The organism is Desulfogranum aggregans (assembly GCF_055398265.1).
In genome coordinates, this window is sequence record NZ_AP042447.1 from 608,562 (window position 1) to 634,634 (window position 26,073).

Annotated in this window: 30 protein-coding genes and 1 tRNA gene; 14 read left to right on the plus strand and 17 right to left on the minus strand. The window is 51.6% G+C overall.

All coding sequences use genetic code 11. The annotated features are described in order from the left end of the window. Window positions 1-3: 3 nt before the first annotated feature. The 8 genes from ACZ52Z_RS02845 to pheA all read right to left on the minus strand — a co-directional run bounded on the left by ACZ52Z_RS02845 (window position 4) and on the right by pheA (window position 8,836). The gene (locus ACZ52Z_RS02845) at window positions 4-1,122 is read right to left on the minus strand and encodes a pyridoxal phosphate-dependent aminotransferase (protein ID WP_464269253.1); all 1,119 of its coding nucleotides are present in this window, start codon (window positions 1,120-1,122) and stop codon (window positions 4-6) included. Window positions 1,123-1,196: 74 nt separating this feature from the next. Further along, complete coding sequence (locus ACZ52Z_RS02850; protein ID WP_464269254.1) at window positions 1,197-2,612, minus strand: FAD-binding oxidoreductase; 1,416 nt, start codon at window positions 2,610-2,612, stop codon at window positions 1,197-1,199. Between the two features lie 32 nt (window positions 2,613-2,644). Then, window positions 2,645-3,310: an amino acid ABC transporter permease gene (locus tag ACZ52Z_RS02855; protein WP_464269255.1), complete on the minus strand. Its 666-nt coding sequence runs from the start codon at window positions 3,308-3,310 to the stop codon at window positions 2,645-2,647. A gap of 2 nt (window positions 3,311-3,312) precedes the next feature. Further along, window positions 3,313-4,077 carry an amino acid ABC transporter ATP-binding protein gene (locus ACZ52Z_RS02860; RefSeq protein WP_464269256.1) on the minus strand — a complete coding sequence of 255 codons (765 nt, stop codon included), beginning with the start codon at window positions 4,075-4,077 and terminating at the stop codon, window positions 3,313-3,315. Continuing rightward, window positions 4,074-4,757 carry an amino acid ABC transporter permease gene (locus tag ACZ52Z_RS02865; protein ID WP_464269257.1) on the minus strand — a complete coding sequence of 228 codons (684 nt, stop codon included), beginning with the start codon at window positions 4,755-4,757 and terminating at the stop codon, window positions 4,074-4,076. The genes ACZ52Z_RS02860 and ACZ52Z_RS02865 overlap by 4 nt, the downstream gene beginning before the upstream one ends. A gap of 107 nt (window positions 4,758-4,864) precedes the next feature. Beyond that, the gene (locus tag ACZ52Z_RS02870) at window positions 4,865-5,617 is read right to left on the minus strand and encodes an ABC transporter substrate-binding protein (protein ID WP_464269258.1); all 753 of its coding nucleotides are present in this window, start codon (window positions 5,615-5,617) and stop codon (window positions 4,865-4,867) included. Window positions 5,618-5,773: 156 nt separating this feature from the next. Continuing rightward, window positions 5,774-7,615, minus strand: coding sequence for an ABC-F family ATP-binding cassette domain-containing protein (locus ACZ52Z_RS02875; protein ID WP_464269259.1), 1,842 nt, complete (start codon window positions 7,613-7,615; stop codon window positions 5,774-5,776). 117 nt (window positions 7,616-7,732) lie between these two features. Further along, window positions 7,733-8,836: a prephenate dehydratase gene (gene pheA, locus ACZ52Z_RS02880; protein ID WP_464269260.1), complete on the minus strand. Its 1,104-nt coding sequence runs from the start codon at window positions 8,834-8,836 to the stop codon at window positions 7,733-7,735. 268 nt (window positions 8,837-9,104) lie between these two features. On the opposite strand from pheA, the gene larE reads away from it, so the two are divergent. From larE to ACZ52Z_RS02895, 3 genes are all read left to right on the plus strand, one after another. After that, window positions 9,105-9,908, plus strand: a complete 804-nt coding sequence (larE, locus tag ACZ52Z_RS02885) for an ATP-dependent sacrificial sulfur transferase LarE (RefSeq protein ID WP_464269261.1) — start codon at window positions 9,105-9,107, stop codon at window positions 9,906-9,908. Between the two features lie 181 nt (window positions 9,909-10,089). Further along, window positions 10,090-10,362, plus strand: a complete 273-nt coding sequence (locus ACZ52Z_RS02890) for an HU family DNA-binding protein (protein ID WP_464269262.1) — start codon at window positions 10,090-10,092, stop codon at window positions 10,360-10,362. Window positions 10,363-10,440: 78 nt separating this feature from the next. Beyond that, window positions 10,441-10,517: transfer RNA gene (locus ACZ52Z_RS02895), tRNA-Pro, on the plus strand. Between the two features lie 100 nt (window positions 10,518-10,617). Here the strand turns inward: ACZ52Z_RS02895 and ACZ52Z_RS02900 are convergent. The 5 genes from ACZ52Z_RS02900 to ACZ52Z_RS02920 all read right to left on the minus strand — a co-directional run bounded on the left by ACZ52Z_RS02900 (window position 10,618) and on the right by ACZ52Z_RS02920 (window position 14,037). Beyond that, window positions 10,618-11,370 carry a sulfite exporter TauE/SafE family protein gene (locus ACZ52Z_RS02900; protein ID WP_464269263.1) on the minus strand — a complete coding sequence of 251 codons (753 nt, stop codon included), beginning with the start codon at window positions 11,368-11,370 and terminating at the stop codon, window positions 10,618-10,620. A gap of 13 nt (window positions 11,371-11,383) precedes the next feature. Beyond that, window positions 11,384-11,764: a rhodanese-like domain-containing protein gene (locus tag ACZ52Z_RS02905; protein ID WP_464269264.1), complete on the minus strand. Its 381-nt coding sequence runs from the start codon at window positions 11,762-11,764 to the stop codon at window positions 11,384-11,386. A gap of 265 nt (window positions 11,765-12,029) precedes the next feature. Further along, window positions 12,030-13,151 (minus strand): ACR3 family arsenite efflux transporter, encoded by a 1,122-nt coding sequence (gene arsB, locus ACZ52Z_RS02910; RefSeq protein ID WP_464269265.1) that lies wholly within the window; start codon window positions 13,149-13,151, stop codon window positions 12,030-12,032. Beyond that, window positions 13,112-13,489, minus strand: coding sequence for an ArsR/SmtB family transcription factor (locus tag ACZ52Z_RS02915; protein ID WP_464269266.1), 378 nt, complete (start codon window positions 13,487-13,489; stop codon window positions 13,112-13,114). The genes arsB and ACZ52Z_RS02915 overlap by 40 nt, the downstream gene beginning before the upstream one ends. A 320-nt stretch (window positions 13,490-13,809) precedes the next feature. After that, window positions 13,810-14,037 carry a hypothetical protein gene (locus ACZ52Z_RS02920; protein ID WP_464269267.1) on the minus strand — a complete coding sequence of 76 codons (228 nt, stop codon included), beginning with the start codon at window positions 14,035-14,037 and terminating at the stop codon, window positions 13,810-13,812. A gap of 262 nt (window positions 14,038-14,299) precedes the next feature. Here ACZ52Z_RS02920 and ACZ52Z_RS02925 point away from each other — a divergent pair, with 262 nt between their 5' ends. Beyond that, the gene (locus ACZ52Z_RS02925; protein ID WP_464269268.1) at window positions 14,300-15,556 is read left to right on the plus strand and encodes a putative DNA modification/repair radical SAM protein; all 1,257 of its coding nucleotides are present in this window, start codon (window positions 14,300-14,302) and stop codon (window positions 15,554-15,556) included. 1 nt (window position 15,557) lies between these two features. Further along, window positions 15,558-16,331 carry a TIGR03915 family putative DNA repair protein gene (locus tag ACZ52Z_RS02930; RefSeq protein WP_464269269.1) on the plus strand — a complete coding sequence of 258 codons (774 nt, stop codon included), beginning with the start codon at window positions 15,558-15,560 and terminating at the stop codon, window positions 16,329-16,331. Between the two features lie 52 nt (window positions 16,332-16,383). On the opposite strand, the gene ACZ52Z_RS02935 is transcribed toward ACZ52Z_RS02930, so the two are convergent. Next, complete coding sequence (locus ACZ52Z_RS02935) at window positions 16,384-17,655, minus strand: NAD(P)/FAD-dependent oxidoreductase (RefSeq protein WP_464269270.1); 1,272 nt, start codon at window positions 17,653-17,655, stop codon at window positions 16,384-16,386. A gap of 235 nt (window positions 17,656-17,890) precedes the next feature. On the opposite strand from ACZ52Z_RS02935, the gene uvsE reads away from it, so the two are divergent. Together uvsE and ACZ52Z_RS02945 are read left to right on the plus strand one after the other, a co-directional pair. Beyond that, entirely contained in the window at window positions 17,891-18,799 is a 909-nt protein-coding gene (gene uvsE / locus ACZ52Z_RS02940) for a UV DNA damage repair endonuclease UvsE (protein ID WP_464269271.1), read from the plus strand. Between the two features lie 179 nt (window positions 18,800-18,978). Then, window positions 18,979-19,185 (plus strand): hypothetical protein, encoded by a 207-nt coding sequence (locus tag ACZ52Z_RS02945; protein WP_464269272.1) that lies wholly within the window; start codon window positions 18,979-18,981, stop codon window positions 19,183-19,185. A 310-nt stretch (window positions 19,186-19,495) separates the two neighbouring features. Here the strand turns inward: ACZ52Z_RS02945 and ACZ52Z_RS02950 are convergent, their stop codons facing one another. After that, window positions 19,496-20,077 (minus strand): HD domain-containing protein, encoded by a 582-nt coding sequence (locus tag ACZ52Z_RS02950; RefSeq protein ID WP_464269273.1) that lies wholly within the window; start codon window positions 20,075-20,077, stop codon window positions 19,496-19,498. A gap of 440 nt (window positions 20,078-20,517) precedes the next feature. On the opposite strand from ACZ52Z_RS02950, the gene ACZ52Z_RS02955 reads away from it, so the two are divergent. Together ACZ52Z_RS02955 and ACZ52Z_RS02960 are read left to right on the plus strand one after the other, a co-directional pair. Next, entirely contained in the window at window positions 20,518-20,877 is a 360-nt protein-coding gene (locus ACZ52Z_RS02955; protein WP_464269274.1) for a tRNA-binding protein, read from the plus strand. Between the two features lie 109 nt (window positions 20,878-20,986). Beyond that, on the plus strand, window positions 20,987-21,205 hold the full coding sequence (locus ACZ52Z_RS02960) for a hypothetical protein (protein ID WP_464269275.1): 219 nt from the start codon (window positions 20,987-20,989) through the stop codon (window positions 21,203-21,205). A gap of 4 nt (window positions 21,206-21,209) precedes the next feature. On the opposite strand, the gene ACZ52Z_RS02965 is transcribed toward ACZ52Z_RS02960, so the two are convergent. Next, on the minus strand, window positions 21,210-22,124 hold the full coding sequence (locus ACZ52Z_RS02965) for a DMT family transporter (RefSeq protein ID WP_464269276.1): 915 nt from the start codon (window positions 22,122-22,124) through the stop codon (window positions 21,210-21,212). 51 nt (window positions 22,125-22,175) lie between these two features. Further along, on the minus strand, window positions 22,176-22,673 hold the full coding sequence (coaD, locus tag ACZ52Z_RS02970) for a pantetheine-phosphate adenylyltransferase (protein WP_464269277.1): 498 nt from the start codon (window positions 22,671-22,673) through the stop codon (window positions 22,176-22,178). Between the two features lie 268 nt (window positions 22,674-22,941). Here coaD and ACZ52Z_RS02975 point away from each other — a divergent pair, with 268 nt between their 5' ends. From ACZ52Z_RS02975 to thiE, 5 genes are all read left to right on the plus strand, one after another. Next, window positions 22,942-23,139: a hypothetical protein gene (locus tag ACZ52Z_RS02975; protein WP_464269278.1), complete on the plus strand. Its 198-nt coding sequence runs from the start codon at window positions 22,942-22,944 to the stop codon at window positions 23,137-23,139. A gap of 215 nt (window positions 23,140-23,354) precedes the next feature. After that, window positions 23,355-23,594 (plus strand): thermonuclease family protein, encoded by a 240-nt coding sequence (locus ACZ52Z_RS02980; RefSeq protein ID WP_464269279.1) that lies wholly within the window; start codon window positions 23,355-23,357, stop codon window positions 23,592-23,594. Then, window positions 23,591-24,316 (plus strand): M15 family metallopeptidase, encoded by a 726-nt coding sequence (locus ACZ52Z_RS02985; RefSeq protein ID WP_464269280.1) that lies wholly within the window; start codon window positions 23,591-23,593, stop codon window positions 24,314-24,316. The genes ACZ52Z_RS02980 and ACZ52Z_RS02985 overlap by 4 nt, the downstream gene beginning before the upstream one ends. Before the next feature lie 311 nt (window positions 24,317-24,627). After that, window positions 24,628-25,437: a hydroxyethylthiazole kinase gene (gene thiM, locus ACZ52Z_RS02990; protein ID WP_464269281.1), complete on the plus strand. Its 810-nt coding sequence runs from the start codon at window positions 24,628-24,630 to the stop codon at window positions 25,435-25,437. A 2-nt stretch (window positions 25,438-25,439) separates the two neighbouring features. Further along, window positions 25,440-26,066, plus strand: a complete 627-nt coding sequence (gene thiE / locus ACZ52Z_RS02995) for a thiamine phosphate synthase (protein ID WP_464269282.1) — start codon at window positions 25,440-25,442, stop codon at window positions 26,064-26,066. Window positions 26,067-26,073: the final 7 nt, after the last annotated feature.

Below are 26,073 nucleotides of genomic sequence, written 5' to 3' on the forward strand. Positions count from 1 at the left end.
GCGTTACGGGTGACCGTTGGTTTCCAACCACTGTTCGAGCCTGTCGAATGCCTCTCGGATTTCTTTGATTTCCCCGCCAAAGGATAGCCGCAGGTGCCCCTCACCACCTGGACCGTAAGAACTGCCTGGTACAGTAATGATTCCGGCCTGATCAACAAGGCGGTCTGCGACCTGCTGGGAAGGGGCCGTGGTGAAGTGATACCTGGCCATTACGTAAAATGCACCTTGGGGTTCAATGTAGCTGAAATCAGGGGAGAGACGGTCCAACCGTTGGCAGCAGAATGTTTTTCGTCGGGCCAACTCCCTGCAGCATGCTTCCACCCATTGCTGATCGCCTTCCAGAGCCGCTAAAGCAGCATATTGCGAAGGGGTTGGGGCGCAGATGGTGGTCGCATCATGCACTTTGCTGATGTGTTCCATCCACTGGACGTCGGCTGCTACCCAGCCAATTCGCCAACCGGTGAGGCAGTATTTCTTCGAGAGCGAGCCAATGGTGATGACATGCTTTCTATAAGCGGCGTTGCCAAGTGGATTGAGTGTTTTCTCCCCGCTGTAGACAATGTAGTCATAAGCTTCATCGATGATGACGACCAGGCCGTGGACAATGGCAAGCTCGCACAGGGCGCGTACCTGCTCATCTGTATACACGTTCCCTGTGGGATTGCCGGGGTTACAGATGAGGATGGCTGTCGAACGGGGGGTGATGGACTGAGCGAGTCGTTCCAGGTCCAGTTCCCATTGCTCATTCAGAGGGACACCCACCGGAGTGGCCCCTGCCAATTGGACCTGTTCAAAGTAGGATGCATAGGTAGGTGAGGGAAGGAGCACTTCGTCACCAGGATCTGCTACAGTCAATACTGTCGCCAACAGTGCTTCCATGCCGCCGACAGTAATGCACAATTCACTCTTCGGATTGACAGGAACCTCTTTTTCCTGGAGCAGGTAATCACTTATTCGTTGGCGTAACTCGGGCAGCCCGTTTTGCAGGGTGTACCTGTTGATGCCGGGATCACACTTCACCAGACGGGCTATTGTTTCCGTTACATGCGCGGGTGGGGGAAACCCCGGTAATCCCTGTCCCAGGGAAACGCACCCTGTTTGCTGGGCAGCCCGTTGGGACATCAGTTTGGTGGCCGAGGGCGCAATGTGCCTGGTTCTCCTACTCGGCCGGCAGATACGGGTGGACATGACTTTACTTAACCGAAAGTGGAGGCCGAACCCCTATCAGGAAAAATTTTTCCAGGGTTCAGTATATTGTTGGGGTCAAAGAGTGCTTTTATGTCGCGTTGCAGGTCGATGCTGACAGGTTCAAGCTCCATGGGGAGGAAGGCTTTTTTTGCCAGACCAATACCATGTTCTCCAGAGATGGTGCCTTTCATTTCAAGACAGGAGGTAAGCAGCTCGCGAACCGCCGCCGTCGCCTTGATCCGGTCAGCATCATTGTGTGCGGTTACGCTCAGGTGGATATTGCCGTCCCCGGCATGGCCAAAAGCAAATATCTCTACCCCGTGTCGCTGTTCAAATCGAGGAAGAGCTTCTACCAGTTCAGCAATTCTGCTGATGGGGACAGCCACGTCCTCAGGCATGTAGACGGTTGCATAATCGTGGATGCGAAGGCTGACCTGGCGGCGAACTTCCCAGATGTTCTGCCGCTGGGCTTCGTCATCGGCAGCGAGAACAGCAGTCGCTCCACCCGCCCTGACCAGGGTACGAATGGTTTCCCGTTCCCCTGTGATCAGCTCCGCCGGTCCGTCAAGTTCAATGATGAGCACTGAAGGCATCGTACCGGGCAGCGGGAAGGGGAGCAGATCACCCACCAGTTCAAGGCATCGATAATCAAGAAACTCGATAGCGCACGGGAGGTGACCGGCCGACATGATGGCGGTGACGCTCTGCATGGCATCGGTCATGCTGGCGAAGACGCACATCAGGCTCGTTACGGCTGGTGGTTTGGGGATGAGCTTCAGCCACAGACTGGTGATAATGGCCAGCGTTCCCTCACTCCCTACAAGCAGGTTGGTCAGATCGTATCCGACAACACCCTTTCTCGTCTGAACTCCGGTAGAAATACGTTCGCCGTTGGCCAGTACCGCTTCAAGGCCAAGGATGTAATCCCTGGTTGTCCCGTATTTGACACAGGCCGGTCCACCTGCATCGGTGGCGGCATTGCCGCCAATGGTGCTCAGGTCCATTCCCGCAGGATCAGGCGGGTAGAACAGGCCATGTGCAGCCGCAGCTTCTTTTACCTGTTGACTGATGACCCCGGCCTCCGCATGGAGTATGCCGTTGACTGGGTCGACCAGCGGGATGTCTGTCAGTTTTTCCAGAGAGAGAACGACCCCGCCCTTATCGGCGAGGCAGCCTCCTGCAAGGCCAGAGCCGGCGCCTCGCGGCGATACCGGAAAATTATGCCGGTTTGCCAGGCGTAGCAGGATCTGGATATCGGTAATGGTACGGGGGCAGACAACCATTTCCGGTACAAACCGCAATTTGGAGGCATCGCCCTGGTACCGTTGTTCGACATGGGTGCCGGTGAAGACGGTCTCCGGTTCCAGGGAGGAAAGTATAGTGTCCTGTAGCTCGGGCGTGAGCGGGGAGTAAGGTGCTGGCATGGGAATCCTACAGAGGTCTATGGAGCCGTTGGTTACTCGTAGCCGAACCCTGGGATATAGAGGCGTTTCTCGACCCAGCGCAAGAGAAAGGAGGCACAGCTGACCAGAGCGAGGTAATAGAGTCCGATAATGAGAAAGACTTCGGTAAAACGAAAATATTCAGTGGCAATGGTTTTCCCCTCGCCGGTAAGTTCCATACAGGTAACTATATAGGCAAGCGAGGAATATTTGATGAGATAGATGATCTCGTTACCACATCCGTGCAGGGCTCTTCGGATGGCCTGGGGAACAATAATCCAGAAAATAGTTTGAAAAGTGGTAAATCCAAGGGCTTGAGCGCCGGCGTACTGACCTCTTTTAATGGAGAGCAGGGCGCCACGGATATATTCTGACTGGTATGCACCGCTACAGAGGATAAAACCTATGACCGCTGCTGCATAGGGAGAAAGGTACAGCCCGATGTTGGGTAGCCCAAAATAGAGAACAAAGAGCTGCACGACAAGCGGGGTGCCGCGAAAAACCGCTGCATACCCGTTAGTGGCCATTCGGGTCGGCCGGTTGCCGAAGGCCCGGAGGCAGCCGGCAAGAATCCCGATCAGAATTCCCCCCAGGGCTGAGGGGACGATCAGGGTCACGCTCGTGAGCAGTCCGCGGTTAAGGCTGGTCAACAGCTCCTGGTAAAACGGTGAGAATTCCACGCCTACTGTTCTCCGGTGGAGAGTTCGTTGAGCCGGTCGCAAAATCCACGGGTTTTATTGTTCCTGCCCGGTGCAAGCAGTTCAGCAGGCGCACCAGCCTCAACAATTCTGCCGTTTTCCATAAAAAGAATGTTATCGGCCAGGGTGGAGATCAGGCTTATCTGGTGGGTAGCCATGATCATGGTCATGCCTTTGGCTGCTAACTCCTTGATTACAGTAATTACCTCACCGATCAGGTCCGGATCCAGCGCAGAGGTAGGCTCGTCTAGCAGTAATATCTTGGGATCCATGGCCAGGGCCCTGGCGATGGCCACCCGTTGTTTCTGTCCGCCGGAGAGTTGAGCCGGGTAGAGGTTGCCTTTTTCGCCAAGGCCTACCTGCTTTAATTCCTTCCACGCGCGTTTTTCAGCTTCCTGACGATCAAGCTTTCTTACTTTGCGTAAGGCAATGGTGATATTTTTAACTGCTGTGAGGTGGTCAAACAGGTTGAACTCCTGAAAGATCATGCCGACCTGTTGACGAAGGTGGTAGAGTTCCTGCTTGTTTGTGACATCAACTTGCCGCTGTTCCAGTTCAATGGTGCCTTCATCGGGAAGAACGAGACAGTTGATACACTGGAGCAGAGTGCTTTTCCCGCCACCGGAAGGACCGATGAGGACGATTATCTCCCCTTTGTTGAGTTCGAGGCTCACCCCATCGAGGATGGTGTTGCCGTTATAAATTTTTACGATATTCTCTGCTTTGAGAATAGGCCCATGGGTGGTCATTCTTTCATGCCTTGATGACTGTAGCCGGGAATACGGACAGCCAGATAAAGTTTATTCAATGCGTATACACCTGCCCATGTGAGGATAAAGTAGAGTACACCTGCAGCTATGTACAGTGGAAGGTGCTGATAGGTTCGGGAGGCGACAAACTGTGTCCTGGCCATGATTTCCGGTGCACCAATAACAAAGGCAAGGGCCGAATCCTTGAGAATTATGGAGTATTCGTTGGACCAGGCCGGAATGGACATGCGCAGAATCTGGGGGAGAATGATGGAACGGATGGCCTGTCCGTTGCTCATGCCCAGGGCGCTGGCAGCTTTGAACTGGCCTTTGGGCAGGGCGAGAATGGCTCCTTTGAATATATTGGCCTGATAGGCGCCGGTGGTCATGCCGAGGACGATGGTTACCGAGGTGAAGGCGCTGAACTGAAGATCAAAATAGGAAAACAGACCAAAATAAAACAGGAAAAGCAGGACCAGGACAGGCACGCCACGGAAAAACCACACGTAGGTTCGCAGCAGCAGCTGCAGCGGTTTGTTCCCGTATACCATGCCGACTGCAACGCAGATTCCAACCAGCAGACCTATAAACATGGCCGCAAAGACAATGCCGGCAGTATTCAGCGATCCTTGCAGCAGGTAAGGAAAGGAATCGAGTATGACGGAAATGCTGGCCTGCATAATGAAAAAGTGTAATCGCCAAGTTGGAGTAGAGAGATGAGAATAGCCCGGGCACCGGGCAGCTCAAGGGTGAAGCCGACCCAGCGGTCCACCTTTGAGCGTATGGATCACTGGTTTAATTCATACTTCTGAATCAGTTCGTCCCACAGCGGAGAGGCCATGAGCTTGGCAAGCGCCTTGTTCACTTTTTCAAGCAGCTCGCTGTCCTCTTTGCGGACAGCATAACCGAAATTCTCCTCATGCATGCCAAAGGTGCCTACTATCTGGACATCCTTTTTCGAGACAGCATCATTTGCTGGGGCATCGTCCATTGCTGCGGCCGCAATTCTGCCGTTCAGCACATCTTCCACTGCCAGCGGCGAAGAGCTGTAGTAGCGCAGCTCGAAGTTCCATCCCTGTTTTTCCGCCTCAGCCTTCAGCCATTTGGCTTCAGACGTGCCTTGCTGTACACCGATGATCTTGTTGGTGGTCAACAGCTCTTCAATGGTCAGGGGCGAACCCTTTTTGGTAACCATGACCTGCTTGATCACCCAGTAAGGGATGGTAAAGTTGACTTTTTTTGCGCGTTCCTCGGTAATACTCATACCCGAGGCAATAATATCGATTTTCTTGGTCAGCAGGCTGGTAATGATACCGTCCCATTCAATGGGCTGATGCGTAACCTCCAAGCCTATCTCCTTGGCAATCCAGTCCATTGCCTCTACGTCGAAACCACTGGGCTTGCCGGTTTTATCAATATAGGCAAAAGGGGGAAAGTTTGCGTCAATACCATTGACGATTTTGCCGGCGTCGGCCATGGCAGCGCCACAACAAGCGAGCATGCCGATTGCGGCAAGACAAGCGAGAACTTTTTTCATCATTAGCATCACCTCATAAGCGACTGTATTGGGGGGAGACCATTGCTGTCAGGAGCAAGGTCGCTGCGAATTAACGCCCCTGGTATATTAAAAAAGCTTTGGCGTGTCAACGAGATTAGGGGGGAGTGGTAGCGACAACGACAAAAGCTCTCCGATGAATTATCCCTGTTTGCACTGCTCCAGTTCATCCCAGCGTGCGTACAATTGGTCGACTTCACCCTGGAGCTGCTGTTCCTCTTTCCAGTAGTCTTCGAGCAGTGCGGGGTCTGATGCCGCTTCTGGAGTGGTCATCAAGCGCTGTAATTCTGCTATTCGTTCTTCCCGTTGCCCTATTTCATCTTCCATGGCGTCGTATTCACGCTGATCGAGATAAGAGAGTCGCCCTGCTTTCGGTCTGTCTTTTTTAGCAGGGGAAGCGGGCGAGGCAGCTTTTGCTTTTGTGCCAGCAGACTGCTCAAGGCTCCGGATATCTGCAAGCCATTGTTCGTAATCGGCATAAAAGTGCGCTTCGCCGTGGCCATTGAACCCCAGTACGGCATTGCAGACCCGATCAAGAAGAAATCGATCATGGCTTACCAGGACCAGTGCACCTGGAAATTCGGTCAGGCTTTCCTCCAGTACGTCAAGGGAGGGAATATCAAGATCATTGGTCGGTTCGTCAAGCAGAAGGATGTCGGCAGGCCTGAGCATCAGTCGTGCAATAAGGATTCTTGCCTGCTCGCCCCCGGACAGGCGGTGGACCGGGGTGTCCAGTTGGTCGGGTCGGAAGAGGAAGCGTTTTGCCCAGGAGACCACATGGATACTGCGTTCCTGGTAGGTCACGGAGTCGCCATCCGGTGCGAGCGCCCGGCGCAGGGTGTCGGATTTATCTAGCTGTTCTCTGCGCTGATCAAAGCTGACGATCCGGACGCCATCGGCGGCGGTGATGGTTCCATTGTCAGGAGAGGGCCCCTGGTCCTCTGTAGAGGCTGCGAGCAACTTCATCAAGGTCGATTTACCTGTCCCATTACGGCCAAGGACACCGATACGGGTGCCTGGAGCCAGCACAAGATTCAGGTCATGAAAAAGAGCAATATCGCCAAAACGCTTGCTGATGCCGCTGCAGACCAAGAGTTTTTTGGTTCGCCTGCGGGTGGCGTCAAAGGCTATGCCGACCGCCCCTGAAGCACGGTTGCGGGAGCGTACATCGGACAATTCGTCCTGCAGTCTGCCTGCTTCATCGATCCGGTATTTTGCCTTACTGGTTCGGGCTTTCGGTCCTCTGCGAAGCCATTCCGTTTCTCTTCTGACCTTGTTGGCCAACCGCTCTTCAACCTGCTGCTGCTGATGGAGAAAAGCGGTCTTTTTTTCCAGAAAATGAGAATAGGTGCCGGCTACTTCAAATGCACCTTCAGGATATGCAGGGCTGAGTTCAATCAGACGATTAACGGTATTTTCCAGAAAACGTCTGTCATGGCTGACCATGAGTATGGCTGACGGGCTCTCCGGTAGGTTGGCACGAAGGAGTTTTTCCAACCAGAGGATACCTTCGATGTCCAGGTGATTGGTTGGTTCATCCATGACCAGGACATCCGGGTAAACAACGAGTGCTCGGCAAATGGCAAGCCTTTTCCGCCAGCCGCCGGATAACTTAGCCACAGGGCTGGCGGTATCGGTAAATTCGGCCCTGCTCAGAACAGCATACACCCGGTTGTACTGTTCTGCCTGATCGATATCAAGGTCCTGAACGGCCGGAAGGAGGTTGTCTACACTGTTCAGGTCTTCTCGAAAAGTATCCTCCTGCGCCACGTAACTGAGGCGGGTGTGTTTGGGTACATTGATCTCGCCGCTGTCGCTCTCTGTCAAGCCGCATATGATTTTTAGCAAGGTGGATTTACCAGAACCGTTGGGGCCGATCAGGCCGGCACGGTCACCCGGGTGAAGGTTAAGGGATATATTGGAAAAAAGGGTTTGCGCACCAAAGGCTTTACTCAGGCCTTTGCAACTGACAAGTGGCACCATGGGGTATCTTTTGATGTTGAAGAAACACTGCGGTGGAGACATCGTGAGCGCTGTGGCGCTCACTGCTGCCGGGCACCACAGCAGGAGTGTGATTGCTGCAGGAGGACAGGGGCGTGATTAGAATTCGCCCCGGTTGAAATCAATATTGTCTGCGCGGGGATAGGATCCCAACCATTCAAAGTAGGCACAGATCTGCTTGAGGATGTTGCATGCTTCATGGATAACCGGGTCGTCCATATGGCCGATCATATCGAGAAAGAAAAGATATTTCCATTGTTTGCCCTTGGTAGGGCGTGACTCAATCTTTGCCAGGTCTATATTCTTGGCAGAGAGAATAGTCAGAATTTCGTTGAGCGCTCCCGGACGGTTGATGAGGCCGAGAAGGACGGAGGTTTTATCAATCCCGCTTTTCTGTGGCGACTGCTTGCCAAGTACTAGAAACCTGGTTGTGTTTCCCTGGTAGTCTTCAATGCCTTTTACCACCACCTGCAGATCGTATTCCGTTACCGCCAAGTTACTGGAAATGGCGCCAACATTGGGGTTGTTAGCGGCCATCTGGGCCGCAGCCCCAGTTGAAAAAACTGGTAGGGTTGGGGTTGAGGGTAAGTTCTTTCGCAGCCATTCCCGACACTGGGCCAACCCCTGGGCATGAGAGGCCACCGTCTGGATATCTTCCATGTTGCCTGACCTACAGACCAGGTTATGCGTGATGGGCAGTTGGATTTCCCCGCAAATCTGCACTTTATACTGGAGAAAGGAGTCAAGGCAGGAAGTGACCGCCCCTTCGATGGAATTTTCTACCGGAACGATACCAAACTGGACCCGTTCCTTTTCCACTTCCTGAAAGATTTCCACAATGGATTCCAGTGGTCGATACGCCGCAGATTGACCGAAATAACTCACTCCAGCCTGGTGGGTGAACGTTGCCTCGGGACCGAGGTAGGCGACAATGGCTTTTCGCTGGGAGAGTCGACAGGTGGTGATTATTTCATGAAAAATGGAATGAAGGGCCTTGTAGGGAAAAACGTCCTGGTTGTATTTTTTAAGCCGGTTATAAATTTCCAGCTCCCGTTGCGGATCCCATTTTGCTCGGTTGGTTTCACTTTTCAATTTTCCGATGGTGCGGGCAAGGTCCAACCGCTCTTTGAGCAATTCAAGGATGGTGTCGTCAATTGCATCTATGCGGTTTCTAACCTGCGTGATATTTACTTTCTGGGACATTTTTTTCTTCAGCAGTGAAAAGAGATAAACAACCGAGTGCGTTGTCATGCGGATGAGAGGGAATGTATCCTCTGCATCCGAATAGATGAATGGTAAAGACTAAAGTATTTACCTGTGGTTGAAAAGAAAAAACTGAAAATGGTTGCAGGGGGGGATAATTTCATTCATTATCCAGGTACTGTTGTCCCGAGGGGCTCCGCTGAGGGACAGTTCTCGCGGATATTGCATTGCGATCACCTCTTAGACCATTTTATGTGAGGGAAACTGATTGGACCACCTTCAAGAGAAGCTCGACCGGTTAAAGAACGTCCTGCTTGGTTATGGGCGAGTTGGTGTGGCATTTTCGGGAGGATCGGACAGCTCATTGCTCTTGAAATGCGCACTCGACACGCTTGGTGCCGGCAATGTCCTTGCCCTTTTCGGGTCTTCGGTACTGCTGACGGACAAGGAAATCGCTCGCGCCAAAGAGTGGCTGGAGGCCAACGGTTATTCTCGGGGGGTGGATATTCACGTGATCGCGTTGCAGCCCTTGGGCTGGAAAGAGTTCGTCTCTAACTCCGAAGAGCGATGTTATCAGTGTAAGTTGCGGATTTACAAGCGATTTAAAGAAGAAATGGAGAAAAAGGATTTTTTCCTTCTTCTGGATGGAACGAATACTGATGATCTCAAGAGTAGCCGTCCCGGACTGCGCGCCATTCATGAGTTGGGAGTGAAGATACCCCTTGTGGAGGCCGGCTTGAATAAGGCTGATGTCAGGGCATGCAGCAGACATCTCGGGTTGACCAATTGGGATCTCCCTTCAGCCTCCTGTCTGGCGACGCGTATACCGCACGGTCTGTCGATAAACGAAGAACGATTACAGCAAATTTCGTTCTGGGAAAGTGAATTATCCCGTTTTGGTTTCCAGGGATGCCGGGTACGTCTGGACAGGCAGAGTACGGATGTCGTCTATGTACAACTGGCCGAGGCTGACCTGGCAAAAGCCATCACCCCAGATATCAGGGTGGCAGTATTGCGTTTCTTTTCCAATAACGGAGTGCAGAAAGTCTACCTGGATTTGGAAGGAAGGTAAGGACGAACTGTGGGTGGACATGGCGGAAAGCCTGTTCCGTTGGGCATTCAAGGGCGTAAAAAACAATTTTTTTTCTTTGACAAAGAAATAAAATTTTATTTTACTTCCACCGTCTTCGCTGGTGCCCGTTCAGGAATAAACTTGAACGTAGAGGCAGTGTCAAAATCTTTGGGAGGGAAGAATGAATAAAAAGGAACTCGTAGAATCCATGGCTGGAGCAGCAGATATAAGCAAGGCCGCTGCAGAAAAAGCATTAAACGGAATGCTCATGTCGATCACAGATGCTCTCGCCAAAGGAGACAAGGTAACGCTTGTTGGGTTTGGAACATTCTCCACGGTCAACCGTTCTGCTCGCAAGGCAAAAAATCCCCGCACCGGCGACATGATCAGTATCCCCGCAAAGACAGTAGCAAAGTTCAAACCGGGCAGCAAACTTGCTGACGCTGTGGAATAAGCAGCGAGATATTCCGCTCTTTCTTTAGCAGTCCCACGCTGTGTGGACTGTGTTACTATATACTCCCTAATTACAGGTCGGGAAGTGGCTCAGTCTGGTAGAGCACAGCGTTCGGGACGCTGGGGTCGGAGGTTCGAATCCTCTCTTCCCGACCAAAAAATACAATAAAGGCCGGTTAAGCTCACAGCTTAACCGGCCTTTATTGTATTTTTCATGTAAAAAAATCTGAGTATACACTCCCTGTTTGTTTCAATCCTACCCCAGCATCTTCTGTATCATCCGGACCGCCAGGAGAATGAGCGTGCCGCCAAGAAATTTTCGTACGGTAGTTGGATGCATATTCTTCTGCATCACCATTGTTCCCAGATACCCACCGCCCCATGCTGCCGCTCCAGTAAAGAAAAGAATCTGCCAACTGACAGACCCCATGGCAGCGTAGGCGAGAAAGGCGGTAAATGAGGAGAAGGGCACAGCAAAGGCTGTGACCGTGGCTACTTTTTTAGGGTTGAACCCCTGAAGGATCATGAGCGGAGAGATCAATCCGCCTCCTCCCACACCCAGCAGGCCAGAGAGAAAACCCGAGCCGACTCCGACCAGCAGTGGTCCTGTAACGGGTCTGTCTTCTCGGTACTGGTGCTTGAATTTCGCACCGTTGAAAAACAAGATCATGAGCCCGGAAAAGGTGAGAAAGGCGATAAATGCATACATCACGTACCTGGTCGGAATGTGGATACCCACCCAGGCGCCTACCGGAGCAACCAGGATGGAAGCTATGATGATAGGAACACCAAGGCGGTACTCAAGCCGCTTCTGCCGGATATTGGACCATGTTGCCCCCGCCATACTGACGCTGTTAACAAATAGCCCTACTGATCTTGCCTGAACAAAAGGCAAACCTAACCAGGTAAGTGCCGGTATGAGCACCATTGCAGATCCGACCCCACCCAGAGCAAAAATAAAACTCAGGGCAAAAGACATGCCGCTGATGACAAGCAGTGATGATTCCATGCATAAACCCTTATTATGCAGACATTTTTGCAAGTGGGCCAGGCTTGAAGGCGCCAACCATTTCTTCCATGGTGGCCGTCAGGCACTTTACATCCTCAAAGCCGCTTGCGCGGAGGTAGGTGTAGGCGACAGCACCGCGAAAAATGGAGGAACAGAAGGGGACGATACACTTGTCTTTCGGGAGTTCATCCAGCCTGTCGGGCAATTCATGAAGGGGAATGTGGGTGGTAAAAGGTATGGTCAGATGGGCAGTTTCCTTGTCTGTTCGGACATCCAAGAGTAGAAAATGATCGTTTTTCATGTTGTTGCGCATTTCGTCTACGCTCATGGAGTGTTTGCCTTTTCCAAGGAAATCGAAATTCATTTCCGCGAGTGCCTGGTCGAGTGATTTCATAATTGTTCCTTTGGTGTTTATTTTTCTATGAGCCTATTACATATACATTCCACAAGCGCATTGTTGACGCGCTGAGAAAGGATATTTTTTCCCCATCCGTTTTTCAGCCGTTTACGCCAGTGCTTGGATGCCATACCGGTTGAGGACCTGCTTTACCTCCCGCGGAATCAGGCATCGATGTTGTCACCCGGCGTGAAGAGTGTTTACAGCTGTTGTGACGCCGAGAAAAAGAATGGCTATTTATGGTGTGCAGAGTGAGCGTGGATTATTCTCTTTTTCGTACATGGCAGACACCGGTGACGGTGTTTTGGACATGAGGGAAATATTTTTTCCGTAAACGAAGTGCAACATTGACAAGCGCTATAAGTACAGGCACTTCTACCAGAGGACCAATGACCGCGGCAAATGCTACGCCGGAGTCGATGCCAAAAACCGCAATAGCCACGGCAATAGCCAATTCGAAATTGTTTGATGCTGCCGTGAAGCTGAGAGTAGTGGTCTGTTCGTAGGTTGCGCCGACCTTCATTGACAGGAAAAAAGAGACCATAAACATGACCAGGAAATAGATGGTCAGCGGTACAGCAATGCGTAGGACGTCAAGTGGGAGCTGGACAATATATTCTCCTTTGAGAGAGAACATGACGAAGATAGTAAAGAGCAGGAATATGAGGGTCAACGGCGAAATCTTCGGTATAAAAATTGTCTCGTACCACTCCTTGCCCTTGCGCTGAATGCCGATAAAACGGGTTATCATGCCGGCAAGAAACGGTATTCCCAGGTATATAAATACCGATTTGGCAATGTCACCGATCGAGATATCAACAACAGCACCTGCCAGACCAAACCATGATGGGACAACGGTGATGAAAATCCAGGCATAAAGGGAAAAAAAGAGGACCTGAAAAAGTGAGTTAAACGCAACGAGCCCTGCACAGTACTCGGTGTCGCCATCTGCCAAATCGTTCCAGACAATGACCATGGCAATGCAGCGAGCCAGACCGATAAGGATCAGACCGACCATGTATTCATGGTGGCCGGAGAGAAAAGTTATGGCCAACAGAAACATCAGCACAGGGCCGATAATCCAGTTCTGGGCCAGTGAAAGCATGAGGACTTTGGTATTTCTGAATACCTGGCCCAGTTCTTCGTACCTCACTTTTGCCAGTGGCGGGTACATCATCATGATGAGGCCGATGGCAATGGGAATGTTGGTGGTGCCGACCTGAAAGGTATTGATGATTGCATGTATCGGTGGGTAAAGGTAACCGGCCATAACGCCGGCAAACATGGCCAGGAAAATCCAAAGAGTGAGGTATCGGTCGAGAAACGACAGCTGTTTTCTGTTTTTCATGGTGATTGTCGCTGTTGATGCGTTGTCTTTTGACATGGTATGTTGTCTTTGGTGGAGAGAAATTTGAGGCACCGCTCTTGGTCTTGCTGGGCGTTCTCCAGTCTGGAACAGTGTTTCTTGAGAGCATGAAGGATTGCCGAGCCCAGTTTCTGGTCCTCTACAACCCGGTAATACATCCAGGTCCCGCGTCTTTCCCCGTCGACGAATCCGGCGTTGCGAAGAAGTGCAAGATGCCGTGATGCGGTTGATTGAGGAATCTGCATGGATTCCATCAGGTCGCAGACGCATAGCTCTCCATTGTTCAGGAGGAGCAGAAGTATGCGTAACCTGGTGCTGTCGGAGAGTGCCTTGAATAGCTGAATCTCATTTTGCATGGGATCTTTCCTGTTCCGCAGGGAAGCGTATTGAATATCCTCAAGGAGTTGTTTCACTGTATCCGCATATCCGGATGAATATCTAATGTGTGTATATCCGGATATGCGGATATGGTGCAAGTGTTTTTTTATTTTTCTGTTGGCTGTGCCTTCAACGACCCAGGAGAAGACCCAGGTCGGTCAGAGCAGCAACAGCTACGCCGGGACCCTGTGAGTGGTAGCTTGCAGTTTTCGGATTCTCCTGGATCAGAGGCATCGCCTGGCAGGGCATCGTCAAAGACGGCGATTTCAGCTGTGGACAATCCCTGCATAATGCGTGGTCAGGAGGAAGGGAAATTGACGTAGCGGTGCAGGTTGGCAAAAAAGAGATGCGTACCAAGCAGTATGCTTATTGTGTTGATGAGCGCCCCGGTATTGTCCACTGATTCCTCTACCGAAAGGGATTGCGCGCAAGGAGAAGAAATGGTTTCACCCCGTTGATGAGAATTGGATAAGCTGACGTGGTGATTGCCGGAAAGCCCAGCTCGGATTTGCAGCACCTGCATCATTACGGAAAACCCCTTTCCATCGGTTCGGATCAACAGAGTGCTGGTCAATGAAGACCATCCCCGTTAGGATGCTTCAGGTCAGGGGGATTACGGAGCTCAGTTCAAGTGCAGAGTAAATGTAAACGGTACCATGAAATCAGCCAAAGTGAAGAGGGCGGAGGTAAATGGGGCGTTGGTTTGCCGGAGGATACGCCGTGCTGAATATTGCACAGAAGTCCCTGATTGTGAACCTTATTGTGCGGCTACAGGGTGATGCGTAACGGTGAAGATTGCTGAAAAAATTGAAATTCTGGCAGATGCCGCCAAATACGATGCTTCCTGCTCTTCCAGTGGAGAGGGGAGAAAGGCTGTACCCGGCGAGATAGGCCATGGCTCCATTCGCGGTATCTGTCATAGCTGGGCAGCTGATGGACGCTGTATTTCTCTGCTGAAAATTTTACTGTCCAACGACTGTATCTATGATTGCGGTTACTGTCCCAGTCGCCGATCCAACAATCGCGAACGCGCAACCTTTACAGCCCAGGAGTTGGTTGACCTCACGATTAATTTTTATCTCCGCAACTATATTGAAGGATTGTTTCTCAGTTCAGCCATCTACGGCTCACCGGATACTACCATGGCCGATATGGTTGAAGTGTGCAGAATCCTGCGTACTGAGCACAAGTTTAACGGCTATATCCATCTTAAAATTATTCCTGGGAGCTCGGCAGATCTTATTCATGAGGCGGGATTGCTCGCCGACAGGATGAGCGTCAATATTGAGCTGCCTTCAGAGTCTTCTCTGCAACAGCTGGCTCCGCAAAAGTCGAAAAAGAAGATATTTCTTCCCATGCAGCAAATTGGTGAGCAGCATCAAGGCTTTCAAAAGGAGAGGAGAAAGAACAGAAAGGCGCCCCGCTTTTGTCCGGCAGGTCAGACAACCCAGATGATCGTTGGTGCATCAACGGAAAATGACCTCCAAATTCTCCATCTCACCGAAAATTTATACCGGAAGATGGCATTGAAACGGGTCTACTATTCCGCGTATATACCTGTCAATGACAACCCACTTCTCCCTGCACTCTCGTCTCCACCGCCGTTGGTGCGCGAACATCGTCTCTACCAGGCCGATTGGCTGCTCAGGTTTTACTCGTTTCAGGCCCACGAAATCCTCTCGCCCTCCTTTCCGAACCTTGATGAAAACCTTGATCCTAAGGCATCCTGGGCGCTGCGTAACTTTGACCATTTTCCCATTGATATTAACCGGGCAAGCTATGAGGAACTCCTTCGCATTCCCGGTGTGGGACTCCTTTCAGCAAATAGAATCATCAACACCCGCAGGATAAGCGCTATCCGGGAGCAGGATTTGAAAAAAATCGGGATGGTACTGAAACGAGCCCGGCACTTTATCACCATAGGTGGAAAATACCTTGGGGATGCATCATATTCCTATCACCACATAGTCAGCGCGCTGTGCAAGGCGGAGCCATCCAAAGCCAAACAATTGCAGCTCCAGTCTCGCCAGTTACGCCTTTTTTAACGTGAACACCGTTGTCTTTCTTCACGATGGGTCATTTGAAGGTCTGCTGACCGCTGTAGCCCGTGCAATTAAATCAGATCAATCCGTTCAGGCCATTTACAGCCGCAACAGCCATAATCCGAAACTTTTTGAGACGGTCGTTGAGGTGACGACCGATTCTGAGCAGGCCTTTCGACTGTTCGATTATCTGAAAAGGGTAAGAGGAAAAGCTCTGCGATTTGCCATTGACGGCTATTTCAGTGAGAAGCCGGAAATCGGATGGCATCTGTATCAGATGGTGGGTGAATGTCTTACCCACGGAACCAAGGCAACGGAGTTCTATACCAATGACTCCATTCGATTTCTCCATGCAGTTTCACAACAGGTGCAGGTTGAGGCGGATCGCTACACCGGGCTTATTCGTTTTCGCATGCTCGAGGATAAACTCCAGTATGCGCCCTTTGCGCCGAATCACATGATTATCGGTTACCTTGCCCAACATTTCAAAAAACGGTTCAACAGTAGACGGTGGATTCTGCATGACCTTCGTCGGAATTTTGCTCTGTACTGGGACACGACATCATTGCAGACAGTAGAGGTAGACCAGGAGTTTACTGATCATGTGTGCCGATATGGCGAGGTTCCCGAGCATCAGCTACACCATGAGGAACGTTACTACCAGGATTTATGGAGGAGGTATCATACCCGGATAGCCATTGCAAACAGGTCGAATCCCCGCTTACAAGCTCGGTTTATGCCTCAACGGTATTGGAAATACCTCGTTGAAACAAGATGATGTCCTGGCGATTGAGCTGCTCGTGACCTACAGACCAAGGGTATAAACACAATTATTGTTCCCGCGTCGCCTCGCTCAGGAACCTGTCGACAGCTTTGCCCGCCTGCACCCCTGAAAAGAGCGCCCATTGGATGGCCGGGAGGCTGCCGAATTCACCGCAGACAAAACGCCCCTTTTCCACCTGAGTGACCGCCTGATGCGGGTCAGCGGTAGGCGGTTTCTGCGTGGGGAGGGCGTGGAGAATCCGGTAGGTCGCCAGATGTTGCCACTCGGCCGTTTCTGGCCCAAACCATTGTCTCAGCTGTTTTTCAACCTCGCCCAAGAGTGTTTTTTCTTCGGTGGTTGTATTCTCCAGAACCACTACGCTGAACAGTGACTGCCCCTGGGGGGCATAGGCCGGCGAAACCATGCTGGGGATGGCTATGTTGTTGATAGGACCATCGCCGTTGCCGTTGAGGAGAAGGTACGCAGAGTGCCACGGTTTTTTTTCCGCGGCAAAATAGAAACAGGTTTCTCCAACCGACGAGCGTGTATACGGTCTATCGAGGAGTCTGGCGGTTTCAGGTCCCTCGGTTGCAAGGACAATGGCTTGGGCCGAGCAGACAGTGCCATCCTGCAGCATAACCCTGTCGTCCTCAATGCGCTTAACCCTGCTGTTGGTTCGCACGGTTTCAGGAGGCAGCATCGACGCTATCTGTCGAGGAATCTGTTCCATGCCGTGCAAGGGCAAGGCGGCATTGCCTCCAGCGAACATTTTGAGAACATAAAGAAATACATGATGCGAGGTGTCGAGCTTCCGCTCAAGGCAGGCGCCACCAAAGAATGGAACAAAAAAACGATCGATCATCCGATCGGAAAAACCATAATGGCGCAGAAAGTCCATGGTGGTGGTCTCCGGCTCTCTGAACAGGTCCTCCAGGGAGCTTTTCATCACCTTGCGGGCCAGCTTGACCAGTCGCAGACGGTCGCTCATGCTACCGATGGGTGCGCTGAGAGTTTTCAGTATTTCCGCTGGACGCCGTAAAGGGTCTGCAACAGTATGAAACGTTGAGCCTATCCTGATGCGGGTGCCTGGCGCAAAGGACTGTAGCGACAGGCGAGCATAATCAAGGAGTTGCTGTGCCGCCGGATAGGCTGTCTGCAGGACCTGAAAGCCTCTGTCCAGCAGGTAGCCGTCACGGTTGTCCGTTTTCAGTCTTCCTCCTACACGCTCCGAGGCCTCCAGTATGCGGCACTGCCTTCCTTTGCTGGTGAGTTCGTGAGCGCAGGTTAACCCGGCTATTCCACCGCCAACTATGACTACCTCCGTCTCCGATTGCCTCATGTACGCCTCCTGTTTGCATCCTCCGGTTGTATATACACCCTTAAGTGCAGTGCCTATACTGTGCAACCCGAATAAATGAGAGTATTGGTTATCTATCTATCCAGAATGTGTTCTTATTGTTGATGAAGCGGTAAGTGGTTATCATTTCCAGCTATAAAAGGGGGTTGTTTCCCTGCCGATTGCTGATCGGGCGGTATCTGCCCTGGGGGCTCTACAACCAAGGACAATACACTATATGCGAAATGTTCGACTTGGCCTCTGCTGTATGTTTCGTAACATTCCTATACGTTTTAAAGTGCGGCAGGCTCGATATATCACACAATGTGATCCCTCTCGACGGCTGGAATTGCTGTCAGAGACGGTAATGGCTAATTCTCAGGCACTCCTTGAAGCTGTGCACGCCTGTCACGATCTGAACATTGGCAGTTTTCGGATCAACAGTCGCTTTTTTCCCCTTATCACCCATCCGGATGTTGGCTATGCGGTGCATGACCTGCCGGACTGGAAAGCTATTTTGCATACGCTGGGTGAAGTGAAACAATTTTGTGCGCAACAGGACATACGGTTAACCTTTCACCCCGATCAATTTATTCTCCTCTCCTCACCAAACAAGGAAATTGTTGAACGGTCCATTGCTGATCTCCTGTACCATGACCACCTTGCAGAGACTGTAGGAGCGGACGTTATAAATATTCACGGAGGGGGAGGGTATGGAGATAAAAAGGCGGCGCTTAATCGGCTCATGCGGGAGGTCGCATCACTTCCTGCCTCTGTCCAGCGACGATTGACCCTGGAAAATGATGACCGGGTATACACCCCCGAAGATTTGCTGCCTGTCTGTCGATCCCTGGGCATTCCTTTTGTCTATGATGTGCATCATCACCGTTGTCTCCCGGATACGCTTTCCCTGCAAGAGGCAACAACCCAGGCGATGCTGACCTGGGATCGGGAACCGCTTTTTCATCTCTCCAGCCCCAAAGACGGTTGGGTGGCAAGTAATCCGCGACCACACCACGATATGATCAATCCTGAAGATTTTCCACGCTTTTGGCAAGACCTGCAAGTGACAGTGGATATCGAAGCGAAAGCAAAGGAAGTTGCCATAGCCAGGCTTGTGCAGGATTTGGAGAAAATGGTTCAGTGAGCAACGATGAATCTATGCAGGGGTGTAGGGGATTGCGGTTGAGCCGGAAGCAGAGTCCATCTCCAATTTTCTCGCACACCAGAGAAAAAGTGGAAAAGAAAATTTGATTTTTTCTAAACATTGTCTATTGTTGTATTTGTATGTAGTCACATCATTAACCTATCAAAAGAGGTGAAACCATGACTGACGAAAGTAAAGAATACCAATCGATGACCAGTGAAGGTGGTGGCTATGAATCAATGGTTTGGATCCGTGATAAGGATGGCAAGGAGTATGCCTGTTACCTGAAAGACGTGAAGGGGATCAAGACCAAGGAAGAGTTAACCGAGGAAGAAAAGGCCAAGTGTATGGATGTCAGCCAGATTGTCGGCACTGAAAGATGGTAGACGCTTTGCGCTACTGGTCGCTGAAACGTATCCACGCCTCGAGTGACCGTCATTGAATTCCACTGCATATCCTTTTCGTCCCGAGATGGGAACAAAGGATATGCAGTCTTACCCTCAAGTTTGCCGCAGTTCGCCTGAGTATTTCACAGGCCCCATCTTGTTTTGAAAGAGATCAGGCACGTTAGCCCCTGAAGATAGACAAGGTCAGCCTCCTGCCAGCGGCAGAAGGGCCACCCACCTGGTAACCGTCTGCAATGAGGGTGCCCCAGGGGCCTTGAGATATGGTCATTGCCCTGCTGTAACAGACCGGCTATGCGGCCGGGTTGCCTTTGAGCCCTATGGAGTCGGCAACTTCCCGCATTCCCATGATAGTGTCGGTGATAAGCTCACTGAGTTCTACTTCCAGCATTTTGGCACCTCGCTCGATAATAGAGCGATCTACTCCTGCCGCAAACCGTTTATCCTTCCATTTCTTTTTTACTGACTTGGCTTTCATGTCCAGCACACTTTTTGAGGGACGAACAAGGGCGGACGTTGCAACCAGTCCTGTCAACTCATCAACGGCATAGAGTACTTTTTCCATTTCGCTTTCCGGCTTGACTTCGGTGCAGATTCCATACCCGTGACTCAGGGCTGCCCGAATATATTCTTCCGGCCAGTCGTGTTTTTTGAGGATTGCTTCTGTCTGCGCGCAGTGTTGATCCGGAAACTGGTCATAGTCCAGGTCGTGTATGAGGCCGACAATGCCCCATTTATCCTCATCAGCTCCTCGTTTACGGGCAAAATAGCGCATGACGCCCTCAACTGCCAGGGCGTGCTTTATCAGGCTTTCCGAAGTGGTATACTGTTGAAGCAGAGCAAATGCTTCTTCTCTGGTAGGTGTACTCGGCATAGTCATCCTCCTGGACTGGGCCATTGGGGTGCAAGCATGGGACGTTTTCATACGGTAGAGGCAATCTCGCCAGCGGTACAAGGTATACCACTTTTTTTAGAGAATGTTCCAGCAATAATCCCGCTCAATCCCGCCCTTTGTGCTGGTCGTATCCACCTCACCGTCAGCAAGGCATTTCCTCAGTTTTTTTGTTTCTGCTGGCCATTGAACAGCACATAGCGGCCAGGGATTGCAAGCATCGATGGATGGAGAAAATGATTTGCAATTGTCTCAATCCTTATTAAACACACGGTTGCCCAGCGGATTGTTCATGGGACCTCCGCTGTTAATGAACTAGGCGGGTGTAATCAATCCTTTGCTGTCCGACACTTGCATCATTGGTGGGGCTCTCTACACACACATGCTGGTCTGAAGAATACATACCCAGTTTGGAGAAAAAAATGGCCACAAAATTAAAACCAGAGGTATCCTTTGACGAATCATTTGCCAAACTTGATATCCGTGTTGGGCGTATTGTTGAAGCGGAAAAGGAGACGCGAACCCATAAACCCACCTACCGGATGGTGGTCGATTTTGGAAAGTATGGCAAGCGGGTCAGCTACGGCCGCTTTACCTGCCATCCGCTTGATGAGGTGATTGACCGGCTGGTTTTGGGGGTGCTCAACTTTGCTCCGCGTCAGATGGGACCGGTTACCTCGGAGGTGCTGATCATTGGCGTGCAATACCCCAAGGCTGAAAGCGGAGAAGCGACCTTTGTCTCTCCTGCGGTACCTGTCAAACTCGGTGGTAAACTTTTCTAACAAGAAATACCTTTTCCCTTTCCCTTGAGCAACAAGGGAGCCATACTACGCTTTCGGAGTAAGGCAGGCCGCATTAGCGGTGGCGACACTATTGCAAGGAGGACAACCTATGCTAAAGGCTGTTGATGCGTTGTTGGCGATGATAGCAGAGAGGGTCTCGCAACAATATAGCGGAGCTGTATTGATCGTTTCGTTTTTTATTATCTTAAACGTAATCAATTACCTGATACATGATCTGCAGGTCTACAGTGTAACCGGGGCGGTCCTCCTGGTTGTCTGGATGCTGCTGGGGATGCGGCTCAATGAGGTCTATCGGCGTAAAAAGTAGTCAGTTAGCGATTGAAGGCATAGAGCAGCAAGCCTATTGAACATCCGCTGATGCCGACTATTTCTCGAAAAACCAATGCCTCCTGTAAAAACACCCAGGCAAAGAACGCCGTGACCACAGGCACAAAGGACATGAACAGAGAAACAGTCATGGTCCCGAGGTGCCGCAGTGCGTATGCGACACACATCAATGCCAGGACATTGACCACCACTCCCTGGTACACGGCTTGCGTCAGTATTTCAGGGATCGGACTATGAACAAGGTGGGTGGGGAGCATGAACCACAGCGGGAAAAAGAGCACAACATTTACCACCGCGACCGTCACTATGGTATCCTGCCAGGTAAACCCCCATAATTTTACCCCGGTCATATGCAGGGTGTATACGGATGCAGCCCCTAACAGGAGAAAAAGACCCAAGAGATGATCCATGGCCAGCAGTTCCCTGCCTGCCATGGTGAGATTGGCCACCAGGATAAGGAGTACTGCCAGCCATCGTTGCAACGATATCTTCTGAGAAAAAACAAACAGGGCGACAACGGCTCCCATGACGGGCAGCATGCCATTCACCAGCACGCCGGCCTGAGCCGCCTTTACTGCCTGCAATCCATAAAAAGAAAAAAGCGTATAGGGAAACCCCACGCCAAGTCCGATAACCAGGTATTGGTAGAGGCTATATTTCTGCCAGCGGTGGCGGAGAATAAGGGGAAGGATGACGAGACCTGCTGTTGTATAGCGTAAAAGCGTTATATCAGCCGGTTGCAGGGTCGTTTGGACACCATGTCTGGAAATGGTAATCCATCCTGACCAGATGAAAACCACCAGCACAGCCGCAGCGTAAGGCATAAATGCATGTCGAAGCGGCAATTGGGCCACGGTGTTCGGTTGGTCAAGGGAGAAAAGGGAGGGCGTCTTGGGCAATTCTGCAGTTTAAGGGTCTTTCTATCCCTTTGATGTGCTGTAATTCATGCGTTAATCGCATTTGCCGCCAAATTTAGCTAGCATTCGCCTGGAGACGGTAGGAGGGACATACTCCTTGATGATTTCCTCCCAGCCGTCTGCACCCACCAGCCCTTTTACCAGGCTGGAACTGACTTCAACCAGATTTCGGGGGGACATCATGAACAGCGTCTGGATGGTGGCATTCATATTGCTGTTTACATAGCGCATGCCGCGTTCGTAGGTATAGTCACCCTCGTTGCGGATCCCGCGGAAAATGTAGTCGGCATTGACGGATTCGGCGTATTTTACCAGGTATTTGTTTTCTATGGTCACTACCTCGACATTTTTTTCATCAATGCAGAGTTCCTTAACCATCTCAACACGTTCGGCAAGGGAAAAAGAGTAGGTTTTATGCGCATTCTGCCCAACAGCTATAAAAAATTTATCGAATAGCCGAATACCCTGTTTGAACATCCAGAGGTGGCCGTTGGTCGGTGGGTCATAACTGCCAGCGTAAATGCCTATCATGACAAATCGATCAGCTGATTATTCCTATGCTGTGAAGCGTTGAACATTCTCCTCGGGGTAGCTGGAAAGCGAACCTACTCAGTGTTGAATCAACTGTCAATCCATAATAGCTCGGATTGACGAGTTCTCCTGCTTTGATTTTTTGACAATCTGCCGGCAACCACGTACAATGGAGTCATTCTGGGGAAAAATATAACTCCCTAGATATTTTCATAAAAAATTATACCAATGAATTTTGGTTATTTCCCGCGCCTGCCAGCAATCCGTCATGACACGACCTGAATATATAAGGGATGAACATCTATGCTTCCTCGATGAACTGATGCAATCCGGCGGTATGACTTCTTTTACCGTCAGTCAAATCCTGATGCATCGATTTCCCCAGCTGAGCTATGAGCAGGTCAATACGACGCTCGCTTTTTGGCTCCTCTCCTATGGTGAGCGTCAAGGGGAGGGGACAGAGTAGGAGAGGGGGCAACAGTGGTAATGCGCACCCGGATAGCGGCATGGTGTTGTTGCCTGCTCGCCCTTTTACCTGGCTGCTCATATGCATGGGACGATACCGTTTTCACGGTAGATGCGGGAGATTTGCTGCGCGTATACCGAAAGGGCGAGGTGGTCAGGGTTGGCCTGTATGGTATACAATGCTTACCGCCTAATGCAATTGCAGGAAAGAGGGCAATGCGGTATACAGCCGGAAAGGCGGAACACCGGCGGGTCAAAATACATCCCTATACCAAGGACAGCCAAGGCCTGGTTTACGCAGTGGTCTACATTCAGGGCAACAACCTTAACGAAAGCCTTCTGCGCCGTGGCTTGGCCTCTGTCGACCGCCAGCAATGCAGAGAAACATTCTGTGCTCGTTGGCTTGCCGATGAAGAGCGCGCGCGAGCACAGCGCAAGGGGATTTGGAACGAATGAGAAAAGTTGTTGTGACGGTGCTGGGGCTTTGTCTGCCTTTGGCCTTTGCTTGCGCACCGATATCTACCGACTCGCCGGAGCAGGATGTGACCCCGGTGGTCACGCTCAGCGAAAAGAAAAAAAACGAACCTCCTGTGATGGCTCCCGAAAAACCGGCCGCGATCAAATCAGTGGAGCCGGCTGTCGAGCCTGTACCTCCCCTGGAAAGTGTAGTTATTGACGGCAAGGAATACATCGTTCCTCCACAGTGGCAGGGGCGCCGGATTGATGCCAAGCCCTTGGCTCCGCCGGCCCTCACCAGGATACCGCTGCGTATGACCTATGAAGGAAGCAGCCTTTACATGCTGGAGGCAGCCAACAAGGCCCTGCAGACTATGGAAGCAGCAGCCGGAGATGATCAGGTCCGTCTGGTCGTTCATTCTGCCTACCGATCGGCGTGGTACCAGCGAAAGATCTTCAAGCGATACCTGAGCCAGGGAAGAACCTTTGATGACATCGTGCGCTATGTCGCTCCTCCCGGTTACTCGGAGCACGCCTTGGGCACAACGGTTGATTTTTATCCGAGTGACTGGCGTTTTGCCCAGACAGCTGCCTATAACTGGCTGAAAAATAACGCCAACCGTTTTCATTTTTATGCCAGCTATCCTCAACACGGCGAACCCGGCCTGCCCTGGGAGGCCTGGCATTGGCGATGGATACCGCCTGAGCAGGACGTCCGGTAGGTCTGTCTGTTGGGCGTTATGTGGTCTGGTGAGAAGGCCTCCGACTCATCCAAAGATTGAGGGGATACCGCGCCAGCAGGGGAAGCTATGGCGGAGCGATAGCTTTGCTTTACCCAGAGTATCCCTGCTCCCGGCTCCATGTGGGGGGGGCGCGACGGCCACCTTTACGTCAGGTGATGATCAACGCTTGACTTCATTTTTGAATTTTCCTATAGATTCCAGAGATGCACGGTATCTGTCCACCGGTAACTTCACCGGTTGAGGCACAGACTGTAGATGCCGCAGGGATAAACTCACATTGTAGGGGCTTCATGACCACACTTGCCCATAAAGCTGCGGAGAATCTTTCCAGGATTCGGGAAGAAAAACCGCTTATTCACAACATTACCAACTATGTGGTAATGAATTACACCGCCAATGTTCTCCTAGCCATGGGGGCTTCACCGGTCATGGCTCATGCAGAGCACGAAGTGGAAGACATGGTCGCTTTTGCCGGTGCCCTGGTACTGAATATCGGAACTTTGTCCGAGCACTGGGTGGCCTCCATGATACAGGCCGGTAAAAAAGCTTCCGCATTGCAGACGCCAATCATTTTTGATCCGGTGGGGGCAGGGGCAACCCCTTTTCGAACAGCCACCTCCAGGCAAATACTCCAGGAAACCAAAGTGACCGTGGTAAGAGGAAATGCCTCGGAGATACTTTCGCTGCGTGATGAACGTTCAGTGGTCACCAAAGGGGTCGACAGTCTTCATTCGGTAGAGGAAGTTGCGGCGACGGCTGCGTTGCTTGCTGAAGAGTTGGAAACGACGCTGGCCGTGACCGGTGCCGTGGACCTGGTAACCGACGGTGAGCGGGTGTTCCACGTTTCCAACGGCCATTCGTTTATGCCGATGGTGACAGGCACCGGCTGTTCAGCCACCACAGTGATCGGTGCATTCGCAGCGGTGGATCAGGACCCTGTTACCGCCGCTGCAACCGCATTAGCCTTTTTTGGTCTTGCCGGAGAACATGCTGGCAAAGCCGCTCAGGGGCCAGGAACTTTTATGACTGCTCTCCTGGATAGCCTCTACACCATGACCCCGGAAGAACTGGCAGCAGGAGCCACGATAACTGAAGGCTAACCATGAGGGTGGATTATTCGCTCTATCTGGTGACTGATAGGGAATTGTCACGTGGACGGCCCACCGAGGCTATTGTAAGCGCTGCTGTCAAGGGAGGCGTTTCCTGCGTGCAGCTGCGGGAAAAAGGCTGCACTACTCGCGAGTTCATTCGGCAGGCTCGTCGGCTCAAAGTGCTCCTTCAACCCTCTAAGGTTCCCCTCATAGTCAATGACCGGATAGATGTGGCTCTGGCAGTGGGGGCCGAAGGTGTGCATCTTGGGCAGAGCGATATGCCCCTCCGTTATGCCCGAAAGATTGTCGGCAGGGACATGATTATCGGCATATCGGCGGAATCGCTTGAAGATGCGGTTGCCGCTGAGGCGGGCGGTGCCGATTATATCGGTATCAGCCCGGTCTTTGCCACGGCAACCAAAAAGGATACAGCATCGCCATTGGGGCTTGAGGGTATTCGTGCCATCCGCGCGACTGTCGGTATTCCGCTCGTGGGTATTGGGGGGATTACCGCGGCTAACGCCCACCGCATCCGCCATGCCGGCGCCGACGGGGTAGCTGTTGTTTCCGCAATAGTCGCTGCCGATTGCCCGGAGACAGCTGCCGCTGAGTTAAAAAGCAGGGTGCAGGGATGGTGACGGGCGG

Coding starts and splice junctions, on each gene's coding strand:
- ACZ52Z_RS02960 (WP_464269275.1), top strand. CDS start 20,987: ATGCTAAAGGCTGTTGATGCGTTGTTGGCGATGATAGCAGAGAGGGTC.
- ACZ52Z_RS02900 (WP_464269263.1), bottom strand. CDS start 11,370: ATGGAATCATCACTGCTTGTCATCAGCGGCATGTCTTTTGCCCTGAGT.
- arsB (WP_464269265.1), bottom strand. CDS start 13,151: ATGTCAAAAGACAACGCATCAACAGCGACAATCACCATGAAAAACAGA.
- ACZ52Z_RS02870 (WP_464269258.1), bottom strand. CDS start 5,617: ATGATGAAAAAAGTTCTCGCTTGTCTTGCCGCAATCGGCATGCTCGCT.
- ACZ52Z_RS02975 (WP_464269278.1), top strand. CDS start 22,942: ATGACACGACCTGAATATATAAGGGATGAACATCTATGCTTCCTCGAT.
- ACZ52Z_RS02850 (WP_464269254.1), bottom strand. CDS start 2,612: ATGCCAGCACCTTACTCCCCGCTCACGCCCGAGCTACAGGACACTATA.
- ACZ52Z_RS02890 (WP_464269262.1), top strand. CDS start 10,090: ATGAATAAAAAGGAACTCGTAGAATCCATGGCTGGAGCAGCAGATATA.
- ACZ52Z_RS02985 (WP_464269280.1), top strand. CDS start 23,591: ATGAGAAAAGTTGTTGTGACGGTGCTGGGGCTTTGTCTGCCTTTGGCC.
- ACZ52Z_RS02915 (WP_464269266.1), bottom strand. CDS start 13,489: ATGCAAAATGAGATTCAGCTATTCAAGGCACTCTCCGACAGCACCAGG.
- ACZ52Z_RS02920 (WP_464269267.1), bottom strand. CDS start 14,037: ATGATGCAGGTGCTGCAAATCCGAGCTGGGCTTTCCGGCAATCACCAC.
- coaD (WP_464269277.1), bottom strand. CDS start 22,673: ATGATAGGCATTTACGCTGGCAGTTATGACCCACCGACCAACGGCCAC.
- uvsE (WP_464269271.1), top strand. CDS start 17,891: ATGCGAAATGTTCGACTTGGCCTCTGCTGTATGTTTCGTAACATTCCT.
- ACZ52Z_RS02935 (WP_464269270.1), bottom strand. CDS start 17,655: ATGAGGCAATCGGAGACGGAGGTAGTCATAGTTGGCGGTGGAATAGCC.
- ACZ52Z_RS02950 (WP_464269273.1), bottom strand. CDS start 20,077: ATGCCGAGTACACCTACCAGAGAAGAAGCATTTGCTCTGCTTCAACAG.
- ACZ52Z_RS02845 (WP_464269253.1), bottom strand. CDS start 1,122: ATGTCCCAACGGGCTGCCCAGCAAACAGGGTGCGTTTCCCTGGGACAG.
- ACZ52Z_RS02865 (WP_464269257.1), bottom strand. CDS start 4,757: ATGCAGGCCAGCATTTCCGTCATACTCGATTCCTTTCCTTACCTGCTG.
- ACZ52Z_RS02905 (WP_464269264.1), bottom strand. CDS start 11,764: ATGAAATCACTCGACCAGGCACTCGCGGAAATGAATTTCGATTTCCTT.
- thiM (WP_464269281.1), top strand. CDS start 24,628: ATGACCACACTTGCCCATAAAGCTGCGGAGAATCTTTCCAGGATTCGG.
- ACZ52Z_RS02875 (WP_464269259.1), bottom strand. CDS start 7,615: ATGGTGCCACTTGTCAGTTGCAAAGGCCTGAGTAAAGCCTTTGGTGCG.
- pheA (WP_464269260.1), bottom strand. CDS start 8,836: ATGTCCCAGAAAGTAAATATCACGCAGGTTAGAAACCGCATAGATGCA.
- ACZ52Z_RS02945 (WP_464269272.1), top strand. CDS start 18,979: ATGACTGACGAAAGTAAAGAATACCAATCGATGACCAGTGAAGGTGGT.
- thiE (WP_464269282.1), top strand. CDS start 25,440: ATGAGGGTGGATTATTCGCTCTATCTGGTGACTGATAGGGAATTGTCA.
- ACZ52Z_RS02980 (WP_464269279.1), top strand. CDS start 23,355: ATGCGGTATACAGCCGGAAAGGCGGAACACCGGCGGGTCAAAATACAT.
- ACZ52Z_RS02955 (WP_464269274.1), top strand. CDS start 20,518: ATGGCCACAAAATTAAAACCAGAGGTATCCTTTGACGAATCATTTGCC.
- ACZ52Z_RS02860 (WP_464269256.1), bottom strand. CDS start 4,077: ATGACCACCCATGGGCCTATTCTCAAAGCAGAGAATATCGTAAAAATT.